This window comes from Hymenobacter sp. 102 (genome assembly GCF_049949205.1).
Classification (GTDB): Bacteria; Bacteroidota; Bacteroidia; order Cytophagales; family Hymenobacteraceae; genus Hymenobacter.
Genome location: NZ_CP188172.1, coordinates 1,849,986 through 1,873,763 on the forward strand (window position 1 = coordinate 1,849,986; position 23,778 = coordinate 1,873,763).

General features: G+C 61.2%; 18 protein-coding genes. 11 read left to right on the forward strand and 7 right to left on the reverse strand.

Annotated elements, in window-relative coordinates; translation table 11 throughout:
- Nucleotides 1–2 precede the first annotated feature (2 nt).
- The 4 genes from ACN19L_RS07945 to ACN19L_RS07960 form a co-directional block, all read right to left on the reverse strand.
- Nucleotides 3–2,315: an ATP-binding protein gene (locus ACN19L_RS07945; RefSeq protein WP_426492985.1), complete on the reverse strand. Its 2,313-nt coding sequence runs from the start codon at nucleotides 2,313–2,315 to the stop codon at nucleotides 3–5.
- The gene (locus ACN19L_RS07950; RefSeq protein WP_426492986.1) at nucleotides 2,297–2,866 is read right to left on the reverse strand and encodes a biliverdin-producing heme oxygenase; all 570 of its coding nucleotides are present in this window, start codon (nucleotides 2,864–2,866) and stop codon (nucleotides 2,297–2,299) included. The genes ACN19L_RS07945 and ACN19L_RS07950 overlap by 19 nt, the downstream gene beginning before the upstream one ends.
- Before the next feature lie 296 nt (nucleotides 2,867–3,162).
- Nucleotides 3,163–4,215, reverse strand: coding sequence for a glycosyltransferase family 9 protein (locus tag ACN19L_RS07955; protein WP_426492987.1), 1,053 nt, complete (start codon nucleotides 4,213–4,215; stop codon nucleotides 3,163–3,165).
- 119 nt (nucleotides 4,216–4,334) lie between these two features.
- Entirely contained in the window at nucleotides 4,335–6,089 is a 1,755-nt protein-coding gene (locus tag ACN19L_RS07960; RefSeq protein ID WP_426492988.1) for a helix-hairpin-helix domain-containing protein, read from the reverse strand.
- 288 nt (nucleotides 6,090–6,377) lie between these two features.
- Here ACN19L_RS07960 and ACN19L_RS07965 point away from each other — a divergent pair, with 288 nt between their 5' ends.
- The 4 genes from ACN19L_RS07965 (at nucleotide 6,378) to ACN19L_RS07980 (ending at nucleotide 9,421) form a co-directional block, all read left to right on the forward strand.
- On the forward strand, nucleotides 6,378–6,773 hold the full coding sequence (locus ACN19L_RS07965) for a lipocalin family protein (protein ID WP_426492989.1): 396 nt from the start codon (nucleotides 6,378–6,380) through the stop codon (nucleotides 6,771–6,773).
- A 42-nt stretch (nucleotides 6,774–6,815) separates the two neighbouring features.
- The gene (locus tag ACN19L_RS07970) at nucleotides 6,816–7,208 is read left to right on the forward strand and encodes a hypothetical protein (RefSeq protein WP_426492990.1); all 393 of its coding nucleotides are present in this window, start codon (nucleotides 6,816–6,818) and stop codon (nucleotides 7,206–7,208) included.
- Between the two features lie 50 nt (nucleotides 7,209–7,258).
- Nucleotides 7,259–7,669 (forward strand): EVE domain-containing protein, encoded by a 411-nt coding sequence (locus ACN19L_RS07975; RefSeq protein ID WP_426492991.1) that lies wholly within the window; start codon nucleotides 7,259–7,261, stop codon nucleotides 7,667–7,669.
- 168 nt (nucleotides 7,670–7,837) lie between these two features.
- On the forward strand, nucleotides 7,838–9,421 hold the full coding sequence (locus tag ACN19L_RS07980) for a hypothetical protein (protein ID WP_426492992.1): 1,584 nt from the start codon (nucleotides 7,838–7,840) through the stop codon (nucleotides 9,419–9,421).
- A gap of 77 nt (nucleotides 9,422–9,498) precedes the next feature.
- Here the strand turns inward: ACN19L_RS07980 and ACN19L_RS07985 are convergent, their stop codons facing one another.
- From ACN19L_RS07985 to ACN19L_RS07995, 3 genes are all read right to left on the reverse strand, one after another.
- Nucleotides 9,499–10,053 (reverse strand): DUF4252 domain-containing protein, encoded by a 555-nt coding sequence (locus ACN19L_RS07985; protein ID WP_426492993.1) that lies wholly within the window; start codon nucleotides 10,051–10,053, stop codon nucleotides 9,499–9,501.
- A 108-nt stretch (nucleotides 10,054–10,161) separates the two neighbouring features.
- Nucleotides 10,162–11,628 (reverse strand): OmpA family protein, encoded by a 1,467-nt coding sequence (locus ACN19L_RS07990; protein ID WP_426492994.1) that lies wholly within the window; start codon nucleotides 11,626–11,628, stop codon nucleotides 10,162–10,164.
- Nucleotides 11,629–11,955: 327 nt separating this feature from the next.
- On the reverse strand, nucleotides 11,956–13,248 hold the full coding sequence (locus tag ACN19L_RS07995; RefSeq protein ID WP_426492995.1) for an aminopeptidase P N-terminal domain-containing protein: 1,293 nt from the start codon (nucleotides 13,246–13,248) through the stop codon (nucleotides 11,956–11,958).
- Between the two features lie 209 nt (nucleotides 13,249–13,457).
- On the opposite strand from ACN19L_RS07995, the gene ACN19L_RS08000 reads away from it, so the two are divergent.
- The 7 genes from ACN19L_RS08000 to ACN19L_RS08030 all read left to right on the forward strand — a co-directional run bounded on the left by ACN19L_RS08000 (nucleotide 13,458) and on the right by ACN19L_RS08030 (nucleotide 23,752).
- Nucleotides 13,458–14,495 (forward strand): glycosyltransferase family 9 protein, encoded by a 1,038-nt coding sequence (locus tag ACN19L_RS08000; protein ID WP_426492996.1) that lies wholly within the window; start codon nucleotides 13,458–13,460, stop codon nucleotides 14,493–14,495.
- Between the two features lie 326 nt (nucleotides 14,496–14,821).
- Nucleotides 14,822–16,075: a M16 family metallopeptidase gene (locus ACN19L_RS08005; RefSeq protein WP_426492997.1), complete on the forward strand. Its 1,254-nt coding sequence runs from the start codon at nucleotides 14,822–14,824 to the stop codon at nucleotides 16,073–16,075.
- Between the two features lie 191 nt (nucleotides 16,076–16,266).
- Nucleotides 16,267–16,713, forward strand: a complete 447-nt coding sequence (locus ACN19L_RS08010; RefSeq protein ID WP_426492998.1) for a YDG/SRA domain-containing protein — start codon at nucleotides 16,267–16,269, stop codon at nucleotides 16,711–16,713.
- 14 nt (nucleotides 16,714–16,727) lie between these two features.
- On the forward strand, nucleotides 16,728–17,612 hold the full coding sequence (locus tag ACN19L_RS08015; RefSeq protein ID WP_426492999.1) for a YDG/SRA domain-containing protein: 885 nt from the start codon (nucleotides 16,728–16,730) through the stop codon (nucleotides 17,610–17,612).
- A 7-nt stretch (nucleotides 17,613–17,619) separates the two neighbouring features.
- Complete coding sequence (locus tag ACN19L_RS08020) at nucleotides 17,620–18,264, forward strand: O-methyltransferase (RefSeq protein WP_426493000.1); 645 nt, start codon at nucleotides 17,620–17,622, stop codon at nucleotides 18,262–18,264.
- 125 nt (nucleotides 18,265–18,389) lie between these two features.
- Entirely contained in the window at nucleotides 18,390–21,341 is a 2,952-nt protein-coding gene (locus ACN19L_RS08025) for an outer membrane beta-barrel protein (protein ID WP_426493001.1), read from the forward strand.
- Nucleotides 21,342–21,550: 209 nt separating this feature from the next.
- Entirely contained in the window at nucleotides 21,551–23,752 is a 2,202-nt protein-coding gene (locus ACN19L_RS08030) for a LysM peptidoglycan-binding domain-containing protein (RefSeq protein WP_426493002.1), read from the forward strand.
- The last annotated feature ends 26 nt before the right edge of the window (nucleotides 23,753–23,778 follow it).

Here is a 23,778-nt window from a genome sequence, read left to right on the forward strand (position 1 = left end):
GACTATTGTTTCGGAATTGTAAAGTAGAAAGTAGCACCCTGCCCCAACTCAGACTCAACCCAGAGCTGACCACCGCTCCGCTCAATCATCTTCTTGGCAATGGCCAGCCCTGCCCCGGTACCACCTCCGTACTTTTCCTGACTATGCAGGCGCTTGAATATTTTGAAAATGCTCTCGTGGTGCCGGGGGGCAATTCCAATGCCGTTATCCCGCACGTACAGCACATGGTACTCAGCATCCGATACCAAGCCCCGGGGACTTGGTACGCCGGCCGGCGCCACCCCAACCTCTACGGTTTTCGCGGGGTTATCGTTGTAGCGCATGGCGTTGGTCAGCAGATTATTAAATACTTCCTGCACCCGCACGGGGTCGGTGTACACAGTAGGCAGCGGACCTTTCACGTGCAGTTGCGTACCTGTTTGCTGAAAACGGGGCTGCAGCACATCGGTCACCTCGGCCAGTATCTCGTTGAGGTTCACAGCCCGTATTTCCGGCTCCAACCGGCCCACTCTGGAAAGCTGCAACAATGATTCGATGAGAGACTCCATTCGCTGGCTGAGGCGCACCAGGGTTTCCAGCTTATGAATTCCGTCAGAATCCAGCTTATCGGCGTAGTCTTCCAGCAGGAACAGCGAGTAATTATGAATGCCCCGGAGCGGTTCTTTCAGGTCGTGGGAGGCCACGTAGGCGAAGGAATCCAGCTCATCATTGCTGCGCTCCAACTCAGCGTTCAGCTGGGAAAGCAACTGGGCCCGTTCCTGCATTTGGTTGAACAAGCGGAGGCGGATGTCGGCAATACGCAGGCGAATTTCCTGGGCAGCTTCCACCTCTACCGGCTTCCAGGCCAATGCTGTGCTTTCCACCGATTGACTCCAAGCGGCAAAGGAGCGCCGGGGCGAAAGGTGCAGTTGCCCATCCTGCAGTACCTCCGCTTTCTGCTGCTGCCCGGCCCAGGTCACAGTCTGCAGCACCTCAGGCCGCAGCCAGATCAGGTACTCACCCACCGTATGGCTCAGGCGAATAGCCAAAATACCGCTGGCCGAGGCCCGGATGGCACTGCCCGCCGGGTTATGCCGGGCGTAGGAGTTGGTGTGAAACAGTTCGCCCTGCATGTGCTCATCAAGCCAGGCCACTAATTCCCGTGCTTGACCTTCGGCGGGAGCGGTGCCGCTGGTGGCCAGGGTGCCATCGAAGCTGACGATAACGCCCCCACAGTCGAATACCTCTTTCACGGCCGGTAAATGGTCGTAGAGGGTTTTACGAAAATCGGGGTATTCGGCCAGCAGCCCGAAAAGGCGGGCTTGCTGCTCGCGCAGATTTACCTGGTAGATGAAGTCATCGGCCTGCTCCTTGCTTTTGAGCAGGGCCGAAAAGGTTTTGCCGATAAACTGGCACAGGTCGCGCAACTCGTAGCTCACCAGCCGGGGCGAGTAGTGGTGACACACCAGCAACCCCCACAGCTTTCTATCCCGAATCAAGGAAATGGTCATGGTGGCCCCCACACCCATATTCTTCAGGTACTCCACATGAATAGGCGACACGCTACGCAGCACGGCATAGGTCATGTCGGGCGGGCGGGCGGTGCCGGGGTGGTTGGTGGGCACCAGCGGCACGGGCGTGTACTTCACATCCGGAATAAAGCGCAACCAGTTGCGCAGGTACATGGCCCGGGCCTGCTGCGGAATATCGGTGGCAGGGTAATGCAGGCCTAGAAAAGGCTCCAGATCAGGGCGGCAGGCTTCGGCCACCACTTCCCCACTCTCGTCCTCGGCAAAGCGGTAAGCCATCACCCGGTCGAAACCGGTAATCTGGCGTACCTGCTGCACGGCGTACTCACAGAATTCTACAACGGAGGAGGCCGCCAGCATCAACCCCAGCGCATCATTCAGGGAAGGCAGATCAAGAGGGCCATCGGAAGCTGACTGGACCGGCTCGAACTCCAGCCACAGCAGCCCATCAAAGCGGTGCATGATGAGCTTGTAGAAAGGCTGCTCAGGATGGGTATCAAGGCGCACGCCCAGCAGGCGGTGTGCTTCACGCACGGTATCCAGCTGGGCATGGATGCCGGGCAGCCGGCCCGCATCAAATAATAGTTCCAGCCCCTGCCCGATCAGCTCTTCGGCCGACAGCCCCAGCAGTTCCCGGGTATTGGCGCTGACCTGCACAATGCGGCGCGTATGCTCGTCCAGGCACAGCAGGAAGCCATAGGGTTGAATCAGACCCGGAATATGAATCGGTTCCCGGTCACAGTTAGTCAGGTTGATTTCCTTGCCTACCAGACTCTCATCGGTAAGGGCTATGCCTGTTCTATCCACTGGTGTAAGCGTTGGAAGGTAAGAGAAGCCGAATGTACTAGTTCGTCGGCTGTTTCGGGAGTGGCCGCCGCAGCCAGCAGCTGCACGAATGCTTTCCAGAGCGGGCCGGTCTGTTCAGCGTGGCCGCTGAAGTAGGCGCGGGTAGCAACCCCATTTTTAGCCAGTTGACGGGCAATTACCTGCCCGCCCAGCGTGGAGCCCTCCAATACGTACAAAGCCCCCAACAGTTGAGCCCGCGTGTGCAAAGGCGGCAAATTTGGGGCCAGCGGCAGCGTATCGGCAGCCGGTAGGTCCTGGCGGAGCAGGTGGCCGCGGAACCGGCGTTCCAGCTCCCACTCGGGCCCGAACCAACTCTGGTGCGCCCGGAGCTGCTTCTCAAACGGCACGATGAACCCGTAGAGCTTGGCCAAAAACCGGGCTGTATCGGCTTCGGAAATGGTGCCGGCGGTCAGGGCCCGGTTGAAGTCGTTGGCTTCCAGCGCCTCATGGTAAGGCCGGGTTTCCTGGCGCAAGCGAGTGAGGATATCGGCGGAGCCGGCAGATTCGGTCATTCGAAAGAAAAAGAAGGGCAGCCTCGGGCAGGGGTGCCGCCGCGGTAAGCGGTAGCAAAGGTAAAACGATTGCAACAGTCCAGCTGGTTCAATGCGCGGTGCGGCTTTCTTGGCTCCGACAGCACCACTTAGTATAAACTAAAGTCTCCTTATCCAATAAGCCCGCGGCCGGCAGCGTTCCGCCCCTATACTTCGGTAATCAATCATTGCATCGTGGTAGCTAACGGCTGCCCAACCACTTCAAAAAATCGGGAACTCCCGGCGGGTAGCGGCCGTCCACAGCGCACCCTCGGCCCCTACCCCGCCGGGGGCAGGTCCAGGTCGAAGCGGATGTCGCGCATGCAGCGGAAGTGGCCTTTAGGGCACTTTTCGTAGCCGATTTTGGAGCAGGGCCGGCAGTCGAGGCCCTTTACTTCCAACACCCGAAACTCGGTGCGGTAGGGGTACATGCCAAACTCCGGTACCGTGTTGCCCCACACGCTGATGATTTCCTTGCGGAAGGCGGCAGCAATGTGCATCAGGCCCGTATCGTGGCTGACAACCAGGCTGGCTTGCCGCACCAGCGAGGCCGACTGATTGAGGTTGAACTTGCCGCAGGCGTTGTAAATGACGGTAGCGGGCGGCGTGGCGGGCACCTCCGGGAAGTAGTATGGGCTGTCGGGGATGCGGCCGGGGGCGGGGGGCGAGGCGGCCGCGCCCTGGTCGAAGGCCAGCTCCACTACGTGGCCGGTGGTTTCGTCGGTGGGGCCGCCCAGCAGCACCACGGGCCGCCGCAGCAACCCGCACAACTCAATAATGCGCTCCACGGGCAGGCGCTTGGTGGCGTGCTGGGCCCCAATGGCAAAGGCCACGTATCCGCCCTGAAAGGCCGGGGGCAGGGCCGCCCGGATGTCCACCTCGTCAGCGTCGGGAATGAAGTAATCGAGCCCCTGCCCGTCGGGGCGCACGCCCAGCGGGGCCGCGGCGGCCAGGTACCGCTCCACAATGTGCACGCGGGGCAGGGTATCCATCTTCAGGTTTACCAGCAGCCACTTGCGCCAGTTCAGCTTATCAAAGCTGCGCGACTTCACGCCCAGCTGGGCCTTGATGAGGGAAGTGCGCAGGTTATGGTGCAAATCCACCACGAAATCAAACTGCTCGGCCCGCAGCTCGGCCACCAGCTCCTGCAAGGAGCCCGTGAGGCTGTGCACCTTGTCCACGTAGGGGTTGGCCTCCAGCATCCCCCGGAAGGCTGGCTTGGTGGCGAAATGCACCTGCGCCCCTGGCACCTGCCGCTTCAGGCCGCGCACCACGGGCGTAGTCAGCACAATATCCCCAATGGACGAAAAGCGCAGAACGAGAATTTTCATGAAGAAGGAGTTAGGAGACAGGAGCCAGAAAGGAGGAGTTGGGAGACAGGAGCTAGGAGTCCGCCTTACTCTGACTTTTCGGCTCCTATCTTCTAATTCCTAGCTCCTGACTCCTTTTCTCACCCAAATAACGAGTCCTTGAACTCCAGCGGGGGCTTGATGGTGGCTTTGCGCCGGGCAAAGTACTCGGCCACTTCCGCCGCCGATTTGGCGTTAAACGTCATGTCTTTGGTCAGTCCGCCTTTGCGGCCCATCAGCACGCCGTAGCGCATATCGGCGTAGCCGTTGGTGTGGTGGGCATCGGGGTTGATGCTGAGCTGCACGCCTTTATCGAGGGCGTAACGCACCCAGCGCCAGTCCAGGTCGAGGCGCCAGGGGTTGGCGTTGATTTCGATGATGACGTTGTGCTGAGCGCAGGCATCGATGACGGCTTTGTGGTCGAGCGGATACCCCTCGCGGCGCAGTAGCAGGCGGCCGGTGGGGTGGCCCAGCATGGTGGTGTAGGGATTTTCGATGGCCCGCAGCACCCGCGCCGTGGCTTTGCGCTCATCCATTTTGAGGTTGCTGTGCACCGAGGCCACAATGAAGTCAAAGGTTTCCAGCACGGCCGGCGGGTAATCCAAGGAGCCATCGGAGAGAATATCCGACTCAATGCCCTTGAAGATGCGGAACGGGGCCAGCTCCTGGTTCAGCTCATCAATTTCGCGCTGCTGCTGGCGCACCCGCTCCGGCGGGAGGCCGTTGGCGTAGTGCGCCGCCTGCGAATGGTCGCAGATGCCCAGGTACTCGTAGCCCTGGTCGCGCAGAAAAGTGGCCATTTCGCGCAGGCTGTGGCTGCCGTCGGAGTAGGTGCTGTGGTTGTGCAGGGAGCCGCGCAGGTCGGCATCCACCAGCAGCTGGGGTAGCTTGTTTTCGCGGGCCAGGGGCAGCTCGCCCAAACCTTCGCGCAGCTCGGGCTCCACGTACTGCAGGCCGGCGCGCTCGTACAGAGCGGGTTCGGAAACGAACTGCTCCCGCCGCAGCCAGTGGCGCAGGGTGGCGGGCTGGCCGGGCTGAGGCTGCTCCATCAGGGCTTCGGTCAGGTGAGCTTCGGCGGCGGAGTTCAGCAGCAGCTGGTTGGTGAAGTCGGCCGGGGCAGTCAGCAGCACTTCTACCCGCACGCCCGAGGCCGTAGCCGTGCCCCGCCAGGCAAACGGCCCACTGCGGCGCGGGTCGGGCGTGAGGCCTTCCAAGCCGTTGAGCACCGCATGGGCAGCAGCCGGCGCGGTGGTAGCGGCCACCAGCGTAACAGTTTCAATGGTTTCGAGGCGGCGGCGCACTTCTCCGGCCACGGCAGCCTGCTCTACACCGGGCGCGGCAGCCAGCCGCTCGCGCAGGTCCTGGGCCAGCTCCTCGGCCTGCGGGTACAGCAGCTTGCCGCGGCTCTGGTCGGCAAACTCCAGGGCCTCCAGAATGGTCTGCTGGGTTTTCTGCCCGAAGCCCTTTAGCTTGCTTACCTCGTCGCGCTGGGCGGCCTCGCGCAGCTGAGCCGGGCTTTCAATACCCAGCTCCTTCCACAGGCTGCGGATTTTCTTCGGCCCGATGCCCTTCACATTCAGCAGCTCCACTACCCCGGGCGGGGTTGCGGCCAGCAGCTTGGTCAGTTCCTCAAACGAGCCGGTATCCAGCATTTCGGCCACTTTGGCGGCGGCGGTTTTGCTCAGGCCGGTACGGTCGGGCAGGCCCGTGCGGTCCAGGTCGGCCACGGGTACCGTGAGCTGCTCCAGGGCGTTGGCCGTGCCCTCGTAGGCCCGTATTTTGAAAGGATTTTCCTCGTGCAGCTCCATGAGTTGGGCAGTGAGGCGAAAGGCTCGGATGAGGGCGCGGTTATCCATAGGGCGGCAAAGGTAGCGGTTGAGTGGGTAGGTGGGTTGTGAGGTGGTTGGGGAGGGCAGGTGGTTTTTGGGGGATGCAACGCAGAGGCAGAAGCTTATAAAGTAGTCCGGCACCAACAGACTACGACACGCTCATACGTGAACAGGTTCTTCATAAGCTTAGAATAACCGAGTCTGCACTAAATCCACCTAAACAACCCAACCACCTAACAACCCATCCAGCCACCCAACAATAAACTACCTTGCGGCCCCGCACGTTACATGTTCCACACCAACTTCTGCACAACCATGCGCCTTTTCACCCTGCTGGCTTCCCTGAGCATCCTGCTGCTGGCCGCCACCTGCAACCCCGATGCTACCTCCGCCGCGCGCCTGAAGCAGCTGGAAGGCACCTGGCTGCACGCCCACGAGGAAGACCAGGGCGACGTGCGCGTGTACCGCCCCAACACGTACGCATTTCCGCCTTCGCGGGGCCGCACCGGCTTTGCCTTCGACCACAATGGCCTGTTTACGCAGTACGACATTGCCCCCACTGATGGTATTGAGGGCCGTAAAGGCCGCTGGACGGCCGAAAACGACCACACCGTGCGCATTACCCTCGATGACAAAAAGGACCCTGATTATAAGCTGGAAATTGTGTCGCTGGAAAATAACATCCTGAAAGTGCGCCGCGTGGAGCTGTAGCTCTCCCCGCTATCTGTTTGCCCCTGCTTTGTTCTCCATCATATGCGTATTTCCCTGTTTGTGGGGCTGATGGCCACGCTGGCCCTGGGCAGCTGCCAGACCGAGAAGAATACCTCCGCTCCTTCCGTCATCTTCGGTAAGGACTGGTACTATAAGCATCAGCAGCCGGAGCCCAAGGAAGGCTTTCTGACCTACCGGCTCAAGGGCACCGCCGAAATTGTACCCGGTATGGGCGTGGATGGCTTCCGGCTGGAACCAGGCGGCAGGTTTGTGCTGCACACCCAGGGTCCCGCCGATGAGCTGCTGGACGTGCCCGGCACCTGGCAGGCCGAAGAAGGCAATACGTACCGCATTACGCTACAAAACGAAGAGCCGCCCTACCAGTTTACCATTCAGGCCCAGAACGACACCACCCTGCTGGCCCGCAAGCAGTAGCCGACAGGCCCAACGCTTCACCTTTACTCTCCCATTCACTCATTCCCGCATTGAACTACTGGCTCGTTAAATCCGAACCCGCGGCGTATTCCTGGGACACGTTTGTGCGCGACGGCGGCACCGACTGGACCGGCGTACGCAACTTCCAGGCCCGCAACTTTCTGCAGCAGATGCAGCCCGGCGACCTGGTGCTTTACTACCACAGCGTAACCGACAAGCAGGTAGTGGGCGTGGCCGAAGTAACGGCCCCCGCCGCCCCCGATGCCACCGCCGAGGCCGGCAGCGGCTGGGTGGCCGTGCACCTGCGGCCCCAGCAGCTCCTGGCCCGCCCCGTGTCGCTGGCCCAGATCAAGCAGGATGAGCGCCTTAACCAGATTGGTCTTTTGCGCCAGTCCCGCCTATCGGTGATGGCCCTGCGCCCCGAGGAGTTTGATACTCTGCTGGAGCTGGGCAGCGCCTGATAACGGCCCCCGCTTAGCCCTGCACGGCCCGCTCAGAAAAACCTGAGCGGGCCGTGTGCATTTCCGGTTTGCGCGGCATCTATTTTGGGTGAGCCTTGTTAGGTCATGCGCAACTTTCGCAGTATCTTCCTAGTGCCTAGATGTATCCCGCCTTTTCTGCTCAATCGTATGAAATACGTGTACCTGTTCTTCTGCCTGCTGGCCGGTAGCCTGGGAGGGTATGCTCAGAAAACGCCCGTCGCCAAGCCCGCCATCGAGCCCCGCCAGCAGTACCGCGCCGAGCTGGAGCTGGAAACCTACAGCAGCGACGTGCAGGTGCAGCCCTTACCCGAGGACAGCAGCCTGGTGGTGCTGGTGGAGCGTGACCCGCACATTGCGGGCAAGCCCGAGTTTTTCTTTCAGAAATTCAACCACACGCTGCAGGCCCAGCCCAAAGTAACCATTCCGGTGCCCCGGGGCTATGATTTTCAGCGCCTCTGCGCCGAGGGTACCGCCGTGTATGCCGTATTCAGCGGCACTGACCCGGCCACGCTCTGGGTGGCGGCCTTCGATTCACGCACCGGGCAGTTGGGCACCAGCGAGTTCAAAACCAAGCGCGCCCGAGGTATTCAGGAACTGAAAGCCTTGGATGGCAACCTGTTTGTGACGGTAGAGGTAGATCAGCACCTGACCATTCTGCTGCTGAATCTGCACACGGCTCAGTTCCAGTTTCTGCCATCCGTGTATGAGCCTCTGCCTGCCCGCTTCACCTTTTTGGCCGACTCCGTGACCAAACGGGCCGAGCTGATTCTAAGTGAGACCAACGGCTTAAAGTCGCGGCTGCAGCTGAAGCAGCTGGGTGAGGATGGCCGCCTGCTACGCTCCGAGTTTGTGCAGGCCAGCAGTGAGCGGGGCCTGCTCGATGCCCAACTCAGCCCCGGCGACAGCGCCGCCCGCCTGCTGGCCGGTACCTACACCCTGCGCGACTCCCGCTACTCCCAGGGACTGTTTGCTTCCGACCTTACGGCCGGCGTAACCCCCACCGGGCAGCGTCGGTCCTTGCGCTACTACGATTTTCTGAATCTGAAGCACTTCTTCGATTTTATGAAGCCCGGCCGCCTGGCCCGGCTGCGCCAGCGCCACGAGCGGCTTAAAGCCGCTGACCGCCAGTACCGGCACCGTTTTCAGCTGCTGATGCACGATATGCTGCCCACTTCGGAGGGCTTTGTGCTGGTATCGGAGGTGTACTATCCGCGCTACTCCAACTCGGGCTATAACAACTGGTACTCGCCCTACGGCTTTGGGATGCTGCCCGGCTACACCAACGGATTTGGTTATCCGTCGCGCTTCAACAGCTCCTACAATTCCCGGCGCAGCAATGAAGGCTTCCGCACCACGCACGCCCTCATCTGCGGATTCGACCGCCAGGGGAATCTACTGTGGGACAACTCTTTTCTGCTGAAGGAAGTGGAGAATTTTCAGCTCCAGGAAACCGTACGCGTCCGGCCCCTTCAGGATGGCCGGCGTATGGTCATGGCCTATCTGAAAAAGGATGAGTTCCATTACAAGATAGTGGACCGCGCCATCGATACTCCCAACGACTGGCAGGTGAAGCTCGCTACCGCCGACTCGACCGACAAAACCAACGATACCACCCAGGAGCACCTGATGGAGTGGTATGGCAGCCGGTTTCTGGCCGTAGGCTATCAGCATGTACGCCCCGAGAAAGGTGCCGGCCGGGACGTATTCTTCCTGAATGTGCTGGAGTTCTAATCAACTACGTTACGCACGCAAAAGCCGGCCCTACGCTGAGTAGAGCCGGCTTTTGCGTGCGTAACGAGGTAAATGCCCTAATTCGCGCCGGTAATCACGTTGGGGAGAACTTTGCCCAACTCAGTAACCTGCTCACGGGTGAAACTGCCGGCCACTGACATCAGCACAAACGAATCGGTGGTTTCCTGCTTGCCCACGGCCACAAATTCCGTCACCTTGCCGCCCTGCTCCCGCACGGAGTAGCGCAGTTGATTGGGCAGGTCGGAGTTGGTGGTAGCCAGAGGTGAGTACCGTTCGTTCGCCAGCAGGCCATCTACTTCCCGGATCAGCCCCTCCGTTACCAGGTTGCGAGCCGAGCCGGAGGTAGGCGTGAAGGTGATGACCCGGGCCGAGCGGATGGAGGACAGCGCCTGCGTCAGATCAGTACCGCCGCCCAGCTTGCCCAGGCGGCCCAGGATAAAGCGCGTACCCAGCCCGGCGTTCCAGTCGGTAGCCTTAAAGCCGGAGCGGTTCTCGTATTTGTTAAAAAACTCGGCCACAGTGCGGGCGGGCGTACCCGGCCCGCTGGCGCGGCAGCCAGCCAGCAGCAACAGTACTACGGCCAGCAGAAAAGAGGCGGAACGAAGTTTCATAGAGGTTTATGGGGGAGAGAGAATGGAAGGAAATGAGACGAGCAAGCTTACAAAAAAAGCGGCGCACCACTTGGTACGCCGCTTTTTTGAGTTAGTTACTCCCGGGCCTTAGGGCTGGGGAGCGTTGGGAATGAAGAATTCGAATTTGAATTCAACCCGACGGTTCTGCGACATACCGGCAGCAGAGGTGTTCGGAGCGGCCGGCTCCGATTCGCCACGGCCCTCGGTTACGATGCGGGCGGGGTCCACCTGCTTGCCGGTGAAGTAACGCTTCACCGAGCTGGCGCGGCGCTCCGAGAGGCCCTGGTTGTACTCGTCGGTACCGCGGGAGTCGGCGTGGCCGATTACGCGCAGGCTATACTCGGGGTGATCCTTCAGCGCCTGGGTCATTTTATCGAGCGTGCCGTAGGAGGTGCGCTTGATAACGGTGCTGTTGGTTTCGAAACGGATGGGCTGTTCCAGCTTCCGTACGCCCGGATCAATTTCCATGGGGCAGCCGTTGGCATCAACCTTAGCACCTTTGGGGGTATCGGGGCATTTATCAGCCGAATCCGGAATACCGTCACCGTCGGCGTCCACTACCAGCGGGCAGCCATTGGCATCTACCTGCGTGCCGCGCGGGGTATCGGGGCACTTGTCGGCGCTGTCAGCCACGCCATCACCGTCGGCATCGGGACAGCCGCGCAGGGCCGCAACCCCAGCCTGGTCGGGGCACTGGTCGTCTTTGTCAGCTACGCCGTCACCGTCCCGGTCGGGGCAGCCTTGCATAGCAGCGGTACCGGCTTCGGTGGGGCACTGGTCCTGATAGTCTGGCACGCCATCCTTGTCACCGTCGAGGGGGCAACCGTTTTCGTCTACGGCCACGCCGCTGGGCGTGTCGGGGCACTTGTCTTTGCGGTCGGGCACGCCGTCACCATCGGTATCTTTGGCCTTGCCGAGGGCAATATTCAGGCCCACAGTGTGCTGCAGGAACCGGTCGTCAAACTTGTCATCGTCGCGGGGCTCCACGCCGTCGATGTTGGCATTGAGCGGCACGTGCTGGCCGGTCTGCACGAACAGGGTCACGGCGTCGCCCAGACGGAAGTCGATACCGGCCGCGCCGAACAGGTCGAAGTGGTTTTTGTCGTTGGCGATGTTGTTGGCTACGCCGTTGCGGTTGAAGGTGCCTTCCCGGCTGGTGTACGTCAGGCCGGGGGCCGCCAGCAGGTAGGGCCGCACGGGCGAATCCTCACCGAATAGCTTGAATTTCAGACCCAGGTTCACGTTCACCACGTTGGTGGCGAAGTTGCTGCCGAAGTAGGGAGCACCGGCGGGCGCGTTCTTTTTTAGCTCCACGTAGTTGCCGCTCAGCTGCACATCCAGGCCTTTGGAGATGTAGCGGCTGAAGGTGATGCCGGGGGCGTACTTGTTCTCGCCCCATTTCCAGAAATCGGAGCCGTAGTTGCCCTTGTACTGCATGGCGCTGACGTTGATGCCGATGGCCGTCTTCCGGTCGGCCGACTGGGCCTGCGCCCGCGGGGCCGCCGCCAGAAGCGTCAGACCCAGGGCCGTTGAGGTTGCTAAAAGGTGTCTCATGGGGGCGAAATTAGGTGGAAGAAATGGCTTGAATGGAGACGAAAGGCCATTTATCGGCCTAGCTCCGAACTATCCGCCTATACCCACCCAGCCAAAATAAAGTTGTCCCGCACTTCGCAGCAACTCATTTCACACGCAGGTTTTCAGCCTGCAACCATTACATATTCAATAGGTTATATACTTACCTAGCGCTATAAATTCCGGCACATCACGGTGCACCCAGCGGTATTTAAAAAACTGGAGCGAGCGGCTAAAAAAAAATCCAAAAGGCCCGCTGCTTTCGTTGAAGCAGCGGGCCTTTTGGGAGAATTAATACCAATCAGGCAGTTACCGTTGTTGCATCAGTCGCTCAATGGCATCGGCCTCCAGCGGGATATTCTTCATCAGGTCTTCGTTACCGGTTTTGGTGATGAGAATATCGTTTTCGAGACGGATACCCAGCCCTTCTTCACGGATGTAAATACCAGGCTCCACGGTGTACACCATACCGGGCTCGAAGGTGCGGTACTTGAAGCCCACGTCGTGCACATCGAGGCCCAGGTAGTGGCTGGTGCCGTGCATGAAGTACTTCTTATAGAGCGGGGCAGCGGGGTTCTGGTTACGCACGTCCTGCTCATTCAGCAAGCCCAGCTTAATGAGCTGCTGCTCCATGTGCTGGCCCACGGCGGCGTGGTACTCCTCAATGTTGCCGCCGGGCACCAGGCGGGCCGTGGCAAACTTCATTACGTTGAGCACGGCCTCGTACACCTCGCGCTGGCGGGGCGTGAATTTACCGTTCACTGGAATGGAGCGCGAGAGGTCGGCGGCGTAATTGGCGTACTCAGCTCCGAAGTCCAGCAGCAGCACATCACCATCTTTGCACTCCCGGTCGTTGCTCACGTAGTGCAGAATGCAGGCGTTGGCCCCGCTGGCAATGATGCTGCCGTAGGCCGGCCCCCGCGAGGCGTTGCGCAGAAACTCGTGGAAGATTTCAGCCTCGATTTCGTACTCCATCACGCCCGGCTTCACAAAGCCCAGCAGGCGGCGGAACGCCTTCTCGGTAATATCGGCGGCGCGCTGCATCAGCCGGATTTCCTCGGGGCTCTTGATGGCGCGCAACTGGTGCATGATGCGGGCCGCGCGGCGGTACTGATGCAAGGGGTACGCCTCCTTGATCCACTTGATAAAGCGCGCGTCGCGGGTTTCCACTTCCACCACGGCCCGGATGTGCTCGTTGGAGTTGAGGTACACGTTTTCGGCCTCGTTCATGAGGGCCGGCAGCACACTCTTAAAGGAATCCAGCCACATAATGGTAGGAATGCCCGACTGCTGGCGCGCCTCGTCCTTGGTGAGCTTGTAGCCTTCCCACACCAGAATATGCTCGCTGGTTTCCTTCAGGAACAGGATTTCCCGGTGCTGGGGCAGCACGGCATCGGGGAAGATAACCAGGATGCTTTCTTCCTGATCGACGCCGGAGAGATAGAACAGGTCGTTGTTCTGGCGGAAAGCCATCGTGCCGTCAGCGTTGGTCGGCATCACATCGTTAGAGTGAAAAATGGCCAGTGAGGCAGCCGGCAGCTGCTCGCGGAAGCGGCGGCGGTTTTCACTAAATAAGTCGGGCGAAATAGAGCCGTAGCGCATGGGCGGGAAACGGATGAGGTGGCACAAACGGGGGCTGCCGCAGCAGCCGGGGCAAGTTAGGCAGAAGCGCGCGGCTTCCGGCAACGCGGTAATCCGGAAACCGCGCACAGAAGGCATTCAGCCCCGTTAGGCCGAGTTCCCACCTGTAATTAGACGAAAAGGTGGCAAGCCTGCGCTGAACCGGTATCTTTGTAGCCCGCTATTGCACTATGCCCGAAACCGCCGCCCCGTCCGCCATCCTGCTGATTCAGACCGCCTTCATCGGCGACGTGATTCTGGCTACGGCGCTGCTGGAGTATCTGCACCGCACGGAGCCCGGAACGCCCGTGGATTTTCTGGTGCGCAAGGGCAACGAAGGGCTGATTAAGGGTCACCCGCACGTGCGCCGGGTGCTGATTTGGGATAAGAAGACCAACAAATACGGCGGCCTCTGGCAGTTGCTGCAGGGTATCCGGCAGACGAACTATGGCCGCGTGGTTACGCTGCAGCGCTTTGCCAGCACGGGCATTCTGGCAGCCTTTTCAGGCGCGCCCGAGCGCATTGGCTTCGACAAGAACCCGCTTTCGTTCCGGTTTACGCGGGCCGTGCCCCACATGGTGGCAGCCGGCCTGCACGAGGTATCCCGCAACCTGCACCTGCTCAACCCTGCCTACGAAGGTCCGGTAGTAGCCCCTCGCCTCTACCCTACTCCCCAGGACGAAGCCGCTGCGGCCGAAGCCCGTCGCCTGGCCAATGACCGGCCCTACATCTGCATTGCGCCTACTTCAGTATGGTTTACCAAGCAGTTTCCGGAGCAGGAATGGTTAAAGCTGCTGGCAGCCCTGCCACCCAAGTACGCCGTGTTTCTGCTGGGTGGCCCGCCTGATACGGCTGCCTGCCAGCAACTGGTTGAGCGCACCCAGCGGCTAGGCGTCATCAACCTGTCGGGCAAGCTGTCGTTGCTGGCCTCGGCGGCGCTGATGCGCGGGGCCGTGCTCAATTACGTGAACGACTCGGCCCCCATGCACCTGTGCTCAGCCGTGGGTGCGCCGGTGTGCGCGGTGTACTGCTCCACGGTACCATTTTTCGGCTTTGGGCCGCTGAGCCCGTTTTCGCGCATCGTGGAAATTGAGGAAGACCTGGAATGCCGCCCTTGCGGGCTGCACGGCTACCGCAAATGTCCGCTGGGCCACTTCCGCTGCGCCCACGGCATCCGCACCCAGCAACTGCTGGCCGTGCTGGCGGAGGCGGAAGAGGTGAAATTGTGAAGTGGTGAATTTGTGAGCGTCATTGCGAGGCGGAGCCGAAGCAATCCTTCCTATTCAGGGTGCAGAGCATCCGGCAGCAGAAAACCCGTGGCTCGCGCGGGTGTCAGGGGCTTTCGAATAGTTCAAGGGTTTGTGCTTCGTGAAGGAAGGATTGCTTCGCGCTGCTCGCAATGACACGTCACCAACTCACAATTTCACCACTTCACAATTTCGCCGCCCGTACCTTTGCAACTACAAGCCGCCCTGCGTGGTTATACCGGGCCGGGGCAATATCTGGCGCACTAACACCAGGTTTCAACGCCCCAAGTCCCTAAGTCCCCCATCGAATGTCTGATTACGACCTGTACGAGTTGCCCAACGGCATCCGGGTTCTGCATAAATACGTTCCGCACACCAAAATTGCGCACTGCGGCTTCCTGCTGGATATTGGCTCCCGCGACGAAAAGCCCCACCAGTTGGGGCTGGCACACTTCTGGGAACATATGGCCTTCAAAGGCACCGAGAAGCGCAAGAGCTTTCACATCCTCAACCGCCTCGAAACCGTGGGCGGCGAGCTGAACGCCTACACCACCAAGGAGAAAATCTGCTTCTACGCCTCTTTGCTCAGCACCCACTTTGAGCGGGCCTTCGAGCTGCTGACGGACCTGACCTTCAACTCCGTTTTCCCTGAGAAGGAAATTGAGAAGGAGCGCGGCGTGATTCTGGAGGAAATGGCCATGTACCACGACGCCCCTGAGGACGCCATCATCGACGACTTCGACGACGTGGTATTTGCCCGCCATTCCCTGGGCCACAACATTCTGGGCACCCGCGAGAGTGTTTCGGGCTTCCAGCAGGCTGATTTCTACCAGTTCCTGCAGGAAAACGTGCGCACCGACCGGCTGGTGTTCAGTTCGGTAAGCAACCTGCCCTTCAAGGAAGTGAAGCGGTTAGCCGATAAGTTTCTGGCCCCGCTGCCGGCCCGGCTGGGCGCCCGGCCCCGGGTACCGTTTAGCGGGTACCAGCGCCTGGAGCGGGTGGAGCGCAAGCCCATCACGCAGGCCCACTGCCTTATTGGCGGCCCGGCCTACGCTTTGCACGACGAGCGGCGGATTCCGTTTTTCCTGCTGAGCAACCTGCTGGGCGGCCCCGGCATGAATTCCCGCCTCAACCTGGCCGTGCGCGAGAAGTACGGCCTGGTGTACACCATCGACGCCACCTACTCGCCCTACACCGACACGGGCCTGTTCGGCATCTACTTCGGCACCGAGAAAAAGCAGGTGAACCGTACCATTTCATTGGTGCAGAAGGAGTTGAAGAAGCTGCGGGAGCAGGCCCTGGGTACCTCCCAACTGCACACCGCCAAGGAGCAGCTGATGGGCCAGCTGGCCATGGCGGAGGAAAGCAACGGCGGCCTGATGCAGCTACTGGCCAAAAGTACCCTCGATATCGGCCGGGTGGAAAGCATCAACGAAATCTTCGACCAGGTGCGCCGCATCACCGCTCCCCAACTACTGGAACTGGCCAACGACATCCTGACGGATGAGAACCTGAGTATTCTGCAATACTTACCGGAAGAGAAGGTCAAAAAGGTAAAATAGCCCCCGTCATTGCGAGCAGAGCGAAGCAATCCTTCCTATTCAGGGCGCAAACCCGGAAGACCTGAAAAGCCCTGGCGTCAGGAGCTTCTGAATAGGTCAAGGGTAGGAGCGTGGTGAAGGGAGGATTGCTTCGCTCTGCTCGCAATGACAACGCTTACCCTCTCACCCCCATACCCTCCTACCCTACTCCCGTGCCCATCTTCGGCCACATCAGCTACTACCGGCCCGGCGACGTGCTGGAAAACCGGCTGGCGCTGAGTCGGGCGGGGCTGCACCGGCCGCCGCGCACGGGCGTGAGCGGCTCGGAGGCGGAAGGGGCCGAGTCCATCATCCTGGCTGACCAGTACGAGGACGACGATTTTCAGGAGGCCGTTATCACCTATTCCGGCAGCGGGGGCCGCAACCCGCGCACCGGCCGGCAGACCACCCACCAGGAAATGACCGGCCGCAACCGGATGCTGCGCCGCAGCCTGGAAACCAGCCGGCCGGTGCGCGTCTTCCGCAAAATCGACGACGAAACCGGCCGCGGCTACCGCTACGAGGGGTTGTACTGCGTGGTGGATGCCGTGTACGAGCCGGGCAAATCGGGCTTCCGGGTGTGGAAGTTTCGGTTGGAGCCGGAGCCTCGTGGGTTTTAACTGCAACTATTGTTATGCGACACCAACCGGCACCCGTTCACCTCGGTGCAATACCTGATATTCTTCCCGGCCACGAGTTTCTGAACCGGCCGGACGTGAAAAGCGCCGGTCTGCACCGGGACTTATACAAGGGCATATCCAGCCTGAAAGGTCACCCCGCGGAGGCCATTGTGCTTTCCGGCGGTTACGAGGATGATATGGACCTGGGCAGCTGCATCCTGTACACCGGGGAAGGCGGCAACCAGGAGGGCCGGCAGGTAGCCGACCAGCAGCTGAGCGGCGGCAATCTGGCCTTAAGCCTGAGCTTTGCTCAGCAAACGCCGGTGCGGGTTATCCGCAAAGTGAAGGAAGGCAGCCTGTCGTTTTATCAGTACGCCGGGTTGTATTACGTCACGCAGTTCAGCCAGGAAGTGGGCAAATCGGGCCACCGCATCTGGCGGTTCAGGCTGGAGCAGCCCTCCGCCCCGGCTGATCCGGCTCCCGAAACCCCGGCCGTGCAGGAACCGGAACCGACCTACACCGCCGCCCCGCGCCGCCTGAGCCTGGTGCAGCAGCTGGTACGCGACACAACCGTGATGCACGCGGTGAAGCAGTTGTACGATTACCGCTGCCAGGTGTGCCGCGCCCGGCTTGCGGTGCCGGGCGGGGCCTACGCCGAAGCCGCCCACATTCGGCCGCTGGGGGGCGCGCACCACGGCCCCGACAAAATCAGCAACCTGCTTTGCCTGTGCCCCAATCACCACGCTACCTTCGACCGCGGGGCCTGGGCCATTCAGGACGATTGGCGCCTGTTGGGTGAGCCGGGACGCCTAACCGTGGCCCCCGCGCATCAGCCGCACCCGGCGCATTTGCTGTACCATCGGCGGCGGATTTACCGGCCGGCCACTTTGTTCACGTAGTTTCCTCATGTACTCTCCCGACGACGCCCAACGTTACGCCGACCACCACACCACGCCCGAAAGCCCCCTGCTGGCCCGCCTCAACCGCGAAACCCACGTGCAGCTGCTGCACGCCCGCATGCTCAGCGGCCACGCCCAGGGCCGGCTGCTAAGCATGGTGAGCCACATGGTGCAGCCGCGGCGGGTGCTGGAGCTGGGCACGTTCACGGGCTACTCGGCCTTGTGCCTGGCCGAGGGCATGGCGGCAGATGGCGTGCTGCATACCGTGGAGCAAAACCCCGAGCTGGAAAGTCGCATCCGGCGCTACGTGCGGGAAGCCGGCGAGGAAAGCCGCATTCAGCTGCACATCGGCAACGCCCTCCACATTGTGCCCACCCTGGCTGAAACCTGGGATTTGGTGTTCATCGACGCCGACAAAATCAACAACAACGCGTACTACGAGCTGGTGCTACCCCAGGTGCGCCCCGGCGGGTTTCTGCTGATTGACAACGTGCTGTGGGGCGGCAAGGTGCTCGACGGGTATCCCGTGAAGCCCTCCGACAAGGACACCCACGCGGTGCGGGCGTTCAATGATAAAGTACAGGCTGACGAGCGGGTGGAAAACGTATTTCTTCCCCTGCGCGACGGAGTATTATTGGTGCGCAAACGATAGAATCCGCCGCTTCAGCGGATGATTTACGATGGTTCATCGGTTTTTCCGGGCGCGGCGGGTGGCAAAAGCTAAACGCCGCGTCCGGTTTTGCGTCTATTGCCCTTGTAGTCTATCCTTTCCGACGAATGCTGAGAAATCTCCTCCTGTTACTCGTGCTGCTGACCACCCTATTGGGCGCGGCGCAGGCCCAGACCACCGTATCCGGCCGGGTGCTGGATGGCAAAGACCAATCCCCGCTGATTGGGGCCAACGTGCTGCTCACGCAGATTCCCGACTCTACCAAGCGCGGCGCGGCCGTGGAGGCCGATGGCTCGTTTGCGGTGCCCGGTGTACCGGCCGGGCGCTACGTACTTACGGTATCGTTTCTGGGCTACCAGAACCTGCGCCGCACGGTGGAGGTAACCGGCACCCCGCTTAACCTGGGTAGCCTCACGCTGCAGGCCGGGGGCGGCATTGCCCTGAAGGGCGTGGAAGTAGTGGGCCAGGCCGCCGCCGCGGTGCAGAAGGGCGACACGGCCCAGTTCAACGCCGGCTCCTATAAAACCAACCCCGACGCCAATGCCCAGGACCTCATCACCAAGATGCCGGGCGTGACCGTGGACCCCGGCACCGGCAAAGTGCAGGCCCAGGGCGAGCAGGTGCAGCGGGTGCTGGTGGATGGCAAGGAGTTTTTCGGCAACGACCCCGACGCGGTGCTCAAGAACATTCCGGCTGAGGTAATCGACAAGATTCAGGTGTACGACCGGTCGTCGGACCAGAGCCAGTTCACGGGCTTCGACGACGGCAACCAGCAGAAAACCATCAACATCGTCACCAAACCCAGCTTCCGCAACGGCAAGTTTGGGCGGGTGCTGGCCGGCTACGGCCCCCAGGACGACCGGTACCGCCTCAGCGGCAACCTGAACGTGTTTAAGGGCAAGCAGCGGCTGAGCATTGTGGCCCAGAGCAACAACGTGAACGAGCAGAACTTCGGCACCGAGGATTTGCTGGGCGTGGTGGGCTCCTCGCGCCAGGGCGGCGGGGGCGGCCAGGGCCAGCGGGGCCAGGGCGGCGGCCGCGTGGGCGGGGGCGGTGGTAACTTCGGGGGCGGCGGGGGCAGCAATAACGCCGGCGACTTTCTGGTGAGCCAGCAGGGCGGCATCAGCAAAACCCACGCCCTGGGCCTGAACTACTCCGATACCTGGGGTACCAAAACCGAGGTGCAGGGCAGCTACTTCTTCAACCTGAGCGACAACACCAGCCGCACCAACCTGCTGCGCCGCTACGTGGCCCCGGCCGGCCAGACCCAGGATTTGCGCTACAACGAGCTGTCGTTGAATACCAGCCGCAACATCAACAACCGCTTCAACCTGCGCCTGGAGCACAAATTCGACTCGCTGAACTCTTTGCTGTGGCGGCCCAGCCTCTCGGTGCAGCGCAATACCGGCAACAGCCTGCTCAACGGCAACACGTTTCTGGTGAACCCCGATGCGGCCAACACCGACCAGGGCGCCAACAACAGCTCGTTCCGCTCGGCCCTCACGGGCCTCACGGCGGCCAACCAGCTGCTGTACCGCCACCGGTTTCAGCGCCGGGGCCGCACGTTCTCGCTGGGCGTGAATACCACCTACAACGACAAAACCGGCGACAATAATCTGCTGTCGAGCACCACGTACTACCGCAACGGCCAGCCCCTTACCACCGGCCTGAACCAGTTTTCGGAGCTTCTGCAGACGGGCTGGGCCTGGAGCGGCAACGCCAACTACACCGAGCCGCTGGGCCAGAAAAGCATTCTGCAGCTGGCTTATTCGCTTAATTACACGCCCAACAGCTCCGATAAGCGCACCTTCAACTTCTCGCCCGGCGAGCAGCAATACAACATCCTCAACGACACGCTCAGCAGCGTGTTCAAGAGCCGCTACCTCACCAACTCCGGCGAGGTGACGTACCGTTACCAGACGCGCGAGCTGCAGTGGTCGGTGGGCGCGGCCCTGCAAAGTGCCCAGCTCCGCAGTGACCAGGAGTTTCCGCGGCCCGGCCTCACGCGCCGCACGTTTGTGAACGTGCTGCCCAACGCCCAGCTGCGCTACAACTTCTCGCGCCAGCAGAACCTGCGCCTGAACTACCGTTCCAATACCAACCCGCCCGGCATCAGCCAGCTGCAGGAAGTGGTGAATAATGCCAACCCCTTGCAGCTCACCACCGGCAACCCCAATCTGCGCCAGGAAACCCGCCACAACGTGTTTGTGCGCTATTCGGCGGCCGTACCCGAGAAGTCCCGCTCCTTCTTTGCACTGCTGGGCGGCTCCTACGTCAACAACTACATCACCAACAACACCATTTACGCCGGTACCACCCCCGTCACGGTAGACAACATCACCATTCCGGCCGGCGGGCAGCTGACCCGGCCCGTGAACCTGAACCAGCAGTATACGCTCCGCTCCTTCGTGAACTACAGCCTGCCGCTCACCTTCATCAAGTCCAATCTGAACCTGAACGCCAGCGGCACCTACTCCCAAACGCCGGGCCTGGTATTTGGGGAGCTGAACTACAGCCGCACCCCCACCGCCGGCCTGGGCGTGGCCCTGAGCAGCAACATCAGCCCTCAGCTAGATTTCACGCTCAGCAGCAACTCCAACCAGAGCTACGTGCGCAACACCCTACGCCAGCAACTCAACAGCCGGTTTTTCCGCCAGAACACGGCTCTGCGCTTCAGCTGGATTATCGTGAAAGGCCTCACCGTACAGTCGGATGTAAACCACCAGCTGTTCACGGGGTTGTCGGCGGGCTACAACCAGAACTTTGTGCTCTGGAATGCCTCGGTGGGCAAGAAGCTGGGGGAGAAACAGCAGGCCGAAATCAAGTTGTACGCCTTTGACTTGCTGGGCCAGAACAACAGCATCCAGCGCAACATCACGGCCGCCTACACCGAGGACGTACAAACCAACATTCTGCAGCGCTATTTCATGCTGATGTTCACCTACAACATCCGCAGCTTCGCGGGCGGTGGCCGCGGCGACGCCCTGCCCGGCTCCGAAAATGGCCGCCCCGAGCGGCGCGGTCCTGGCGGTTTCGGCCAGCCCGGCGGCGGTATGTAGGGTGAAGCCAGAAGCTAGTTCCCCTCCTCAGAAAGGAGGGGAACTAGCTTTTTTGCTTTGGCAGCTGCATCGGTAGTATTCTATCATTCTGTTGCATTTGAAGCAGAGAGGCCAATTCACCGGCTTTTTTTCCGCTATTTTGTCAGCTAACGGAGCTGGCCAAGCAAATCAGCGCGCACGAAGGCTCCGCTTGTTTGCTTTTTTCGCTTATGAAACGAATTGTACTACTGGTGTTGCTGCTGCTGCCGTTTTGGGTAGTTGCCCAGACTGTGCCAGTACCGGCCCAGCTAAGCGTAGCGGGCCTGCGCCTGCGCCTGACGGATGGGGGGCGGGCCGCTTTGCAGCAAAAGGTGGACGCCCTGCGCCGTCACCCGGCCTCTTTCCAGGCCCGCGTGGTGCTGGCCGATGCGTATTTCCCCATCATTGACCGGGTATTTCAGCAGGAAGGTCTGCCCCTGGATTTCCATTTTCTGGCCCTTCAGGAAAGTGGCCTGCAAGGCGATGCCCAGAGTATTCACGATGCCGTGGGGTACTGGCAGTTCAAGCGGGAGTCGGCCGCCGATTTTGGGCTGCTGATGAACGAAACCATTGATGAGCGGAAACATATTACCGCTTCTTCGAAGGCCGCCGCTCAGTACCTGTTGCGCAACAACAAAACCTTCCGCAACTGGGCCAATACCCTGCTCAGCTACAACCTGGGCCTCACCGGCACCAAGCCCTACACCCTGCCCACCGACGCCGACGCCTCGGAAGTGCAGATTACGGAGCAGACCCACCCGTATATTCTCACGTTTCTGGCGCACAAAATTGCGTTTGAGCCCGCCATTGGCCTCAATACCAAGCCTCCGCTGCTGCTGCAGGAGTTCCCGGCTCCGGCCGGCAAGCCCCTGAGCATTATGGCCCAGGCTATGCAGCAAAGCCCCGATGAGCTGCTCAAATACAACCGGTGGCTGCTGGCCCCCACCGTACCCACCGACCGGGTGTACACCATGCTGGTGCCCATCACCGACCCCATGCAGCTCACCGCTTTGGCCGCGCAGCAAAAAAACGCCACCGCCGGTCAGCTCCTCAACCAACCCACCCCCGACCCCGAAAACGCTGACTTTGTGCGCGTAAACGGCCTGAAGGCGGTGGTTGCGCTGCCCGGCGATACGAAAGAAAGCCTGGCCAAGCGGGCCGGCGTGAAGCTGCGCAAGTTTATGCAGTTCAATGACCTGTTCCCGTTTGATAACATCATCGTCGGCCAACCCTACTTCGTGCAGAAGAAGCGCGACAAAGCCGCCGTGGAGTATCATGCGGCCCAGCCCGGCGAGAGTGTAGTTACCATTTCGCAGAAGTACGGCATCCGGGCCAAAGCCATCTGGAGCAAAAACCGCATGGCCCGCAACGAGGAGCTGCGCCCCGGCCGGGTGCTGTGGCTGCAGCATACCCGCCCAAAAGATGTACCGGTAGAGTACGCCGACGGCAGCAACTCAACTGCTCTGGCCGCCTTCGAAAAGCCCGTAAACACCGCCCCGACGGCCGCTCCGCAGCCGGCCACGCAGCCCGAGAAAAAGAGGAAGCAGAATGATGCCGAGCCCTACATGGGCGGCACCGCCAACTCCAACCGGATACTGGAAGATGCCGTGGAAGAGGACAACTCTACCGTGGTAGTGCAGCCCGACAGCGCCACCGACGAGCACACCGAAAACCTGAATGAGCTACCCCCGGCTCCCGTTCGTACCATGCCCGCTCCGGCTCCCACCCCAGCGGCTGCCCTACCGAAGAAGACGCTGCCGGCCGCTGCCCCCATTGCCGATGAGCCCACGAGTGCAGAACCAGACCCGGAGCCCGCTCCCCGGCCGGCTGCTCCGGCTCCGCGCGCGGTAACCGCGCCGCCCGCCACTACTCCCGCACCTACGGCCCCGGCCAAACCAGCCCCCGCACCGGCCCCGGTTGTAGCTCCCGCTCCGCGCCCGGTCCCCCCCGTTGCTGCCCCGGTAGCACCGCCAACAGCCGTAGAACCTGTTCCGGTCAGTGGACTACACACGGTTCAGCCTAAAGAAAACCTGTATTCGGTGGCCCGCCGCTTTGGCCTGCGCCCCGCCGACATCGTGCTCTGGAACAACCTGCCGCAGCAGCCAGCTCTGCGCATTGGGCAGGTGCTGCGCTTAACGGCTCCCGATACGATGGCCGCGCCCCTGCCCGCTCCGGTTACTACTGCCAAGCCTGCTCCCGCCGCTGCTAAACCGGCCGTATCAGCTCCTGGTGCGGCCCCGGCCGAGGTGAAGCACACGGTGCAAACCGGCGAAACGATGTACAGCGTGTCGCGCAAGTACGGCGTTACCATCAAGCAGATTATGGAGTGGAATAACAAGCCCGATTTCTCGGTAAAGCCTGGGGAAGTTCTGCTGATCAAGTCCGCCAAGTAGTTTCTCTATCCCTTTTTCCCTTTCCG